Raw genomic sequence first — 7,368 nt, 5'->3', positions numbered from 1 at the left:
GGCCTGGACCGAGCGCGGCGCCGGCGCCGCCAGCGGCAGCAACTGCGGCAGCGCCTCGCCGCTCAGCCGCGACTGCGCCAGGTAGACCGCGCCGTCGTGGTTCAGCGGCGGGTCGGAGAAGGACTGAGTCAGCACATGACTGCGGGCGTCCTGCCAGGGCAAGGGCCAGGTGAACACCCGGTCCAGCGGGTTGTATAGCTGAAACCATTGGCTGATGCCCTGGCCGTCGGCGTCGTACAAGGGCTCCAGCCGGCCGCCCAGCGCCTGGCGCACCGCCGGATTCGCCAGCTGCGAGCCAAAGGTCAACAGACCGCGGCCATTCAGCGCCGCCGCCTCGCCGCCGGCCACCATGCGCCGGAACAACTCGTAACAGGCCATGCTGCCCAGGCTGTGGGCGCAGACCAGGTCCGGCTGGAAGGCATCGAACTGCTGGCTCAGCGTCGCCGCCAGCGCCGCTCGCAAGTCCGCGTTCTCCACCCATTGCAAGGTCATGCCCGCGGTCCAGCGCAACACGCTCCCCATCTGGTCCAGGCCGTCCAGCAGGCCCTTGTCGTCCTGCGGCGTCAACGCTCCGGCCGCCAGCGCGGCCAGGCCGCGGGCGATGGTCCAGGCGTCCAGCGGATACTGCTGGAACACCGCGTCGTAATCCGCGTACTGAAACTGGAAGGCCCGGCTACAGCCCGCCTGGCGCGCGCTGGCGCTGAACGCCTGTTCCCAGCGCTCCTTCCACGCCTGCTGCTCCGCCGCGTCCTGATGGCCGACCCCATGCACCATCCACACCTTGATCGGGCCGGCCGCCTCCCGCGGCGCCGGCACCGCTTGCAGCAAGGCCGAGGCCCTGGCCTGATCGCTCAGCCGCGCCTCGATCTTGTCCACCTTGCGCAGCAGCCCGTCCGCGCTGGCGGCCTGCGGCGACAGCAAGGCGCGCGCGCCCGGCTCGGTATCGCCGACGCCCAGATAGTCCGCCAAAAAATCCACCATATAGGCCAGGGCCAGCTGATTGCCATTGGGCTGCGCCGGCGCGGCGGCTTCCTGCGCCAGCGCCCGCTCCGCGCCCATCGCGCGCGCGGTCAGCACCGGCGACGCGGCGCGCGGGCTGGCCTGGAACAAGCCCGAGAACGGCTGCTTGAGCATCTCCGCCTGGCAGCGCGCGCCCAGCGCCGGCAGCTGCCATTTATTGCAGACATAGGCCAGCAAGCTGCTGTGGTCGTACACCGCATGATCGATGCCCGGCTGCAGCCACGGCGACGCCAGCACCGCCGGCACCCTCACGCCCAGGCGATCGAAACCGAAGCCCAGATCGCCGTCCGGCCCCTTGGGCGCGACCCAGTCATCCGGCGGCAGCGCCGGCGGCGGCGCCACATGATCGAAAAAGCCGCCGTGCTCGTCATAAACCACCACCAGCAAGGTCTCCCGCCACAAGGCCTGGTTGCCGCTGAGCGCGGCGTAGACATCCGCGATCAGTTGATCGCCCAGGCCGATATCGTGCGGCGGGTGCTGATCATTGGGCTTGTCGGCAAAGGGCAGTTGGAAGAAGCGCGGCTCGATGAACACGAACTCGGGAAAATCATTCGGCTGCGCTTGCGCCACATCCGCGGCGAAGCCGGAAAAACGCTGGCGCAGGTCCGGGATATCCCAGGTCTGCCGCAGCAGCAGCGACAGCGAGATATCGTGGTAATAAATGCGCGAGCGTTTGCCGGCATCGTGCAGCCGGTTGAAAATGGTGTCCATGTCGTAGTGGCGGAACAGCGTGGGGATTGTCGCCACCCCCTCCGGCATGCGCAGATTGCCCTTGGTGGTGCCGGCCACCGCGAAAAAGCGGTTGGGCCAGGTGGGGCCGGGAATCGACGCGAACCAGTGGTCGCACACCACGAACTGCTGCGCCAGCGACTGCAACACCGGAATCGCGCCCGTGGCGCTGGTATTCAGCGGGAAATACGCCATCGCCTGGCTGATGCTGTCGCGCAGCGTTTCGGGCTTGAACTTGGTCTTGAACACCCCGTAGGCATTGGCGGCGAAGCCGTTCATCACCGGTGCGGCCAGATCGCCGCCCAGTTGCGCCTTCACATCCAGAAACTCATGGCTCGGATCAAAATCCGCCGCCTCCCCCAGCGACTTGGCGTCCAGGCTGGCCTTGGCATTGCCGCTGAACGGCAGCGGCGCCGGATCGCCGGGAATATGGCTGGGATGCCGGGCCACATAGGCCTGGGCATTCTTCACGCCTTCCAGCCCCAGCAACTTTTGGTCCAGATCGCCCAGCAGATGATCGAAGGACCGGTTTTCCAGCATCAGCACCACGACGTGGCGGATTGGATCGTTCATTGCGTGTCTCCCGGCATTGCAGCAAGCCCGCGTTCTAGCCCATGGCGACGCCCGCCGCGCCATTCCGCGCGGCGGACTTTGGACTGGTTCTAACTATATTTGCCAGCCAACGACAGCGCTGCCCGGCAAACTACCTAGTCGCCGCCTTGACCGCCCCGCTGCCGCTGGGCACAATCCCCCCATGCCGCCACAACCGCGGCATCCAGATTGGCGTCTGGTATTACCTCGGCCGCGCCGAAGCCTTGGCTTCCGCTCGCATCTTCATGGCAAGCAGCATCCTCCATGACGATGAATTGCTAGACGTCGATCCTGCGCCCATTAACGGGTTCAGGTGTCTTGATCTTGTAAACGACAGGAGAAGCACCATGTCCCAAACCTTTCCAAGCCGTCGCCACTACCGTCCCGGCACCCAGCCCGTACCCCATCAGGAACTGCCCTTCGCCGCCCTCGTGCCGGACCGTCCGCGCGTGCACTGCTGGCAAGTGCCGCCCGCCGACGACTATCACAAGGCCTATCGCATCGGCCGCGAATTCGCCGGCCACTACATCCAGTATCTGCAGGACAATCCCAACAACCTGGGCAATATCCTGCTGGGGCGCATCGCCGGCGACGTCGACTTCGAGGTCCAGGGCGCGAGCAAGGGTTATTGGGCCGGCTTCTTCGCGCTGATCGAGCAAGTGCTGCTGTTCCCGATCGACATCTTCGACTACATCGACCGTCTCAACACTCAGGAGGACGCGCTGCGCGAGATGATGGCCAAACGTCCGGGAAATAGTAAATAACTTAAGCAGCGCCTAAAAAAGAAACACCCCGCCCGCGGGGTGTTTCTTTTGGCGGCCAGCCGCGCCGTGGCGCTACACCAAAGTTGGCGGCAGGCTGGCCTCGGGGTTCTGCGCCCTGACGAATTCCACCACTAGGCTGAACAAGGGCGAGGGCCGCCGCTTGAACAGCGGGCTGACGCGAGAATCCAGCAGCCGCAAGCCGCCGCGCGGATGGGTATCCGCTTTCAGCCACAGGCGATCCACCACTCCTCTATTGCCCTGGCCGTACGTCAGAAAACGAACGGCATCAATGGCGGCGACATCGACCTCGCGCCAGCGATATTCTGTTTCCACCCCCACATAAGCGATCTTGCGGCCCAGCCAGTCCAGCCGCACCCGCTGCAAAAACACGCCGCAACCGGCAACAAAGGCCATCAGATTGATGCCCAGCAGCAGCACGCAGCTCCCGATCAAATCCTGATGCATGCCGCCATGCGGGTCGTGGTACAGGACCCAGCTCATGGCGATGGACACCGGCAGCACTATGAGCTGGGTATGGAATACGATGCGAAACCCGGTCAGCAGGGTTTGGCTGGAAGAATGTAAATCGGTCATTGCTCAACATTGCCATTACGGAATATTCACGCCCGGCCGGCATCACGCAGCGGCGGGAGCATGGGGTGGAATATAGTGCCCTAGTTCTGTGCCTATCTTCAATCCGCATGCAAGCCGCCGCGGGATGAAATCAGCCCAGGCTGGGCGCTGCCGGGGCAAAACGTTAGAATCCCGCAAACCGCCTGCTCTCATTGCCGCCGCAACCTCATGATATTTTCCATCCACGATCTCATTTTCCTGCTCAGTTCCGACTGCTTCAGCCCATATTTGTTCGAGAAGCCGCACAGGCCATCCATGGAAGAGATACGGCGTATCGCCAGGGAGACGAGCCTGGCCATCATGGCCGATGGCGTCTGTTATTTCGAAACGGCGGACTTCTCCGCGGAAGGGATCGCTGGCGTTCAGCAACGCTTTCTGGCACAGCTGGAAAATAGTATCGACGACACCGACGCCATCAAGAAAACCAAGCGGCTGATACGAATCCTGGAAAATGTCGATGAGCAACGAACCCTTGCCGAAAACTTCCTCGCCAGCACTTGCGCGCACCTTTACTGGCTGAACACCGCCTGTCTGACGCAAGCCCTGGACGACATTCTGCTCGGCATCGCCGCCAAGGTGGAGCCCGTTGGCCTGACGACGCCCGCCGCCCACTCGCTGGACTGGTCGGCCATCAAGGTCCTGTGGCAAAACGCCCGTTCCGAATGGGATGGCTATTTGAAAAGCATCACCGCCGAAGTGCCAGACGGCCTCTGCTCCGCGTTCAAGCATTTGTTAGAGGATGGCCAGGCATTGGACTTTATTCATCATTGGCAGCAGGTGTTGAATCCTGACGAACGCCGCTACTTGATCGCATTCCTGAGCCGGGAGGGGGAACAAGGCCTTGCCATCAATCCGCGAGCCCGCGATGAATATCGGGCCATGATTCACGCCTTATGAGCCAGGCGGGCAAAGCCCGCAACTCACGACAGATGACACCGCAATGGATGACAGCGACTTTATCAAGCTATTCGAAGCAGAAGAAGAACTTGCCCAAGGCAGGGATCACGCCATCAAAGACCTCATCCCCCTCATGGAGTCCAAACAGGATATCGATGGCACTCCGGTGCTGTTCATCGTGGCGGGAGGGGAACACGCCCTGGACTACCTGATGGCCAAGCACCCTCATCTGCTCGCGCAAGAGGACCGGAACGGGTTCAGCTTATTGCACACGGCCACCGCCGGCGGCTCCGATGTCTGTTTTGAGAAAGTGCTGGCTTTTTTCGCTCAGACTCGGCGTTTGAACGCAAAAGACAGGAATGGACTGAGCCCGCTAGCCATTGCCGCCAAACTAGGCAACGCTCATAGAACCGGCCGCCTCATCGCCCAGGGCGCCGAGGTAGCAAGCCCGCTGCTCAAATCCAGCCCGTGGTATCAAGCCGTGATCAATATCCACGGCGAGGATGCGGCCATGGATTGCCTGCGCGTCATCCGCGACAGCGGCAACACCATCACCGCCGATGAACAGCAGGCGCTTCTCGCGGCGGCCCGCTCTCTTGGCAACAGCCAGCTGGAACACTGGCTCCAGCACCACCTAGACACTCAGTAAAGCAGGCTCAATGAAAAACAAGCTCCAGCTATCCCGCTCCATTATCAGCTACGACGCGCTCAGCGATGTCGATGAAACCTTCGACCTTGGCGATGAGGAGTTCCTGTTTTCCTTGAAAGAAGACATGCTGCAGATCAGCTGCCCGTCGCTAGACACCCTGGTCGATGTCGGCTGGTATCCGGAATTCGATCCGCGCGGCCGCTTCCGCATTTATGTGATCCAGCATGAAAACTGGGATCAGCCGCTGGAGGAAAGCACGGCCCAGAATCTGCCGCAGCTATTCGACGCGCTGGCCGCCATCATTGAACGACATGCGCTGTAAGAACCTGTTTACGATCTGCCGCGCGTCGTGAAACGTCACACGGTGAGTACGTCTTCGAAATGCCCATGTACCACGAGCACATTCCGCTTTTTCGCTCGTTTCCGCCTGGTCTCGCCTTGGCTCGCGAGAGCGTAAACACGTTCTAACGCTGCGCCGAGGCTCGGCTAGTAGCGCGGTTTCTCGAACAGCATCTTCAGCGCCAGCCCGCCCAGCACCGAACCCATGATCCAGCGTTGCGCCACGCCCCAGGCCGGGCGCTTGACGAGAAACGCGGCCATGGAGCCGGCGCTCAGCGCGATGATGGCATTGACGCTGACGCTGATCAGGATTTGGGTGAAGCCAAGCAGCAGCGACTGGGACAAGACATTGCCGCCGGCCGGGGATAGGAATTGCGGCAGCAGCGCCAGATACATCACGGCGATTTTTGGGTTCAGCAGATTGGTCAGAAAGCCCATCATGAACAGCTTGCGGCTGCTATCCGGCGTCAGTTCGCGCAGCTGGAACGGCGAACGGCCGCCGGGCTTCAAGGCCTGCCACGCCAGGTACAGCAGGTAAGCCGCGCCGCCAATGCGCAGAGCGTCGTAGGCATAGGGGATCGCCAATAGCAGGGTGGTGATGCCCAAGGCCGCGCACAGCATGTAGAACACGAAGCCCAAGGCCACGCCCGCCAGCGAAATCAGCCCGGCCCGCTTGCCCTGGCAGATGGAGCGCGAGATCAGATACATCATATTGGGGCCGGGGGTGATGACCATGCCCAATGAGACCAGCGCAAAAGCAAGCAGATTCGAGTATTCCGGCATTGTCGCTCCCAATGATAGGTTTGGATTTCACCCCGTTCCCGCGCGCCCTTGCGGCGGCGGGGAGCGCTTATGCTACACGACTCCAGCCCCGGCCGTGTTCACTTCTCGCGCCCCCGCCGCTGCTCAGCCGCTCAGGCCCAGCGCTTTCCGCAGCTGGCCGCCGGCGATGTCGAACAGCGCGCCCGCGGCCGGCGTCAGCCCCAGCATGTGGATGCAGCCATGGACCATGCCGTCCAGCTGCCGCAGCGTCGCCTTGACGCCGGCCGCGTTCAGCCGCGCGGCGTAGTCCTCCGCCTCGCTGCGCAAGGGATCGAACTCGGCGGTCAGAATGGTCGCGCTCGGCAGGCCGGCCAGGCTAGTCGCCAGCAGCGGCGACACATAAGGCGAACCGCCCTCCTCGGCCGCGGCCAGATAGGTATCGAAGCAGAAACGCATCAGCTCCCGCGTCAGGTAATAGCCATCGCCGTAAGCCTGATAGGAGGCGCTGTCCATCTGGTGGCTCAAGGCCGGGTAGATCAGCAGTTGATGGGCGATGGCCGGGCCCGCCAGATCGCGCGCCAGCAGGCAGGCCGCGGCGGCGAGGTTACCGCCGGCGCTGTCCCCGGCCACGCCCAGCCGCTTGGGGTCCAGACCTAGCGCTTGCGCGTTTTCAAAGGCCCAGCACAGCGCGTCGTACACATCGTGCAGCGGCACCGGATAGCGGTGCTCGGGCGCCAGCCGGTAGTCGACGGACAACACCACGCAGCCGGTGGCCTGGGCCAGCGCGCGGCAGGGGTTGTCGTAGACCTCGGCCGAACCCAGGCACCAGCCGCCGCCATGGGCGAACACCAGCGCCGGCTGCGCCGCGTCGCGCGCCGCGCAGGCCTCGGGCCAATAGCCGATCACGCGCAGCGGGTGGCCGTCCCGCGCCCTCAGCTGGAACACCTCCACCCGCGCGACGCGCGCCAGCGGGCCATGCTGTTG

8 protein-coding genes are annotated in these 7,368 nt (G+C 63.5%); 4 read left to right on the top strand and 4 right to left on the bottom strand.

Annotation, left to right across the window (positions count from 1 at the left end; genetic code table 11):
• Positions 1 to 2,322, bottom strand: a 2,322-nt coding sequence (locus tag LQT98_RS22265) for an alkaline phosphatase family protein (protein ID WP_331282579.1), incomplete at its 3' end; no start/stop codon positions are given.
• Positions 2,323 to 2,687: 365 nt separating this feature from the next.
• Between LQT98_RS22265 and LQT98_RS22260 the strand changes: the two genes are divergently transcribed.
• Complete coding sequence (locus LQT98_RS22260; RefSeq protein ID WP_231465288.1) at positions 2,688 to 3,104, top strand: hypothetical protein; 417 nt, start codon at positions 2,688 to 2,690, stop codon at positions 3,102 to 3,104.
• Between the two features lie 72 nt (positions 3,105 to 3,176).
• Here LQT98_RS22260 and LQT98_RS22255 read toward each other — a convergent pair whose 3' ends face one another.
• On the bottom strand, positions 3,177 to 3,698 hold the full coding sequence (locus LQT98_RS22255; RefSeq protein ID WP_231465286.1) for a hypothetical protein: 522 nt from the start codon (positions 3,696 to 3,698) through the stop codon (positions 3,177 to 3,179).
• Between the two features lie 207 nt (positions 3,699 to 3,905).
• On the opposite strand from LQT98_RS22255, the gene LQT98_RS22250 reads away from it, so the two are divergent.
• The 3 genes from LQT98_RS22250 to LQT98_RS22240 are packed head-to-tail and all read left to right on the top strand — an operon-like array spanning position 3,906 to position 5,605.
• On the top strand, positions 3,906 to 4,634 hold the full coding sequence (locus tag LQT98_RS22250) for a hypothetical protein (RefSeq protein WP_231465284.1): 729 nt from the start codon (positions 3,906 to 3,908) through the stop codon (positions 4,632 to 4,634).
• Positions 4,635 to 4,677: 43 nt separating this feature from the next.
• Positions 4,678 to 5,283, top strand: a complete 606-nt coding sequence (locus tag LQT98_RS22245; protein WP_231465281.1) for a hypothetical protein — start codon at positions 4,678 to 4,680, stop codon at positions 5,281 to 5,283.
• A 10-nt stretch (positions 5,284 to 5,293) separates the two neighbouring features.
• The gene (locus LQT98_RS22240) at positions 5,294 to 5,605 is read left to right on the top strand and encodes a hypothetical protein (RefSeq protein WP_231465279.1); all 312 of its coding nucleotides are present in this window, start codon (positions 5,294 to 5,296) and stop codon (positions 5,603 to 5,605) included.
• Between the two features lie 164 nt (positions 5,606 to 5,769).
• Here LQT98_RS22240 and LQT98_RS22235 read toward each other — a convergent pair whose 3' ends face one another.
• Positions 5,770 to 6,405 carry a LysE family translocator gene (locus tag LQT98_RS22235; protein WP_231465277.1) on the bottom strand — a complete coding sequence of 212 codons (636 nt, stop codon included), beginning with the start codon at positions 6,403 to 6,405 and terminating at the stop codon, positions 5,770 to 5,772.
• Positions 6,406 to 6,528: 123 nt separating this feature from the next.
• Positions 6,529 to 7,368 (bottom strand): alpha/beta hydrolase (locus LQT98_RS22230; protein ID WP_231465275.1); only part of this gene is annotated, 840 nt, incomplete at its 5' end.

This window comes from Chromobacterium aquaticum (assembly GCF_021129195.1).
GTDB classification, from domain to species: Bacteria; Pseudomonadota; Gammaproteobacteria; order Burkholderiales; family Chromobacteriaceae; genus Chromobacterium; species Chromobacterium aquaticum.
This window is presented reverse-complemented; position numbering and strand designations above follow the sequence as displayed.

Bases quoted from the DNA above. Each gene is read 5' to 3' on its own strand.
- LQT98_RS22250 (WP_231465284.1), top strand. From the start codon at position 3,906: ATGATATTTTCCATCCACGATCTCATTTTCCTGCTCAGTTCCGACTGC.
- LQT98_RS22260 (WP_231465288.1), top strand. From the start codon at position 2,688: ATGTCCCAAACCTTTCCAAGCCGTCGCCACTACCGTCCCGGCACCCAG.
- LQT98_RS22240 (WP_231465279.1), top strand. From the start codon at position 5,294: ATGAAAAACAAGCTCCAGCTATCCCGCTCCATTATCAGCTACGACGCG.
- LQT98_RS22255 (WP_231465286.1), bottom strand. From the start codon at position 3,698: ATGACCGATTTACATTCTTCCAGCCAAACCCTGCTGACCGGGTTTCGC.
- LQT98_RS22245 (WP_231465281.1), top strand. From the start codon at position 4,678: ATGGATGACAGCGACTTTATCAAGCTATTCGAAGCAGAAGAAGAACTT.
- LQT98_RS22235 (WP_231465277.1), bottom strand. From the start codon at position 6,405: ATGCCGGAATACTCGAATCTGCTTGCTTTTGCGCTGGTCTCATTGGGC.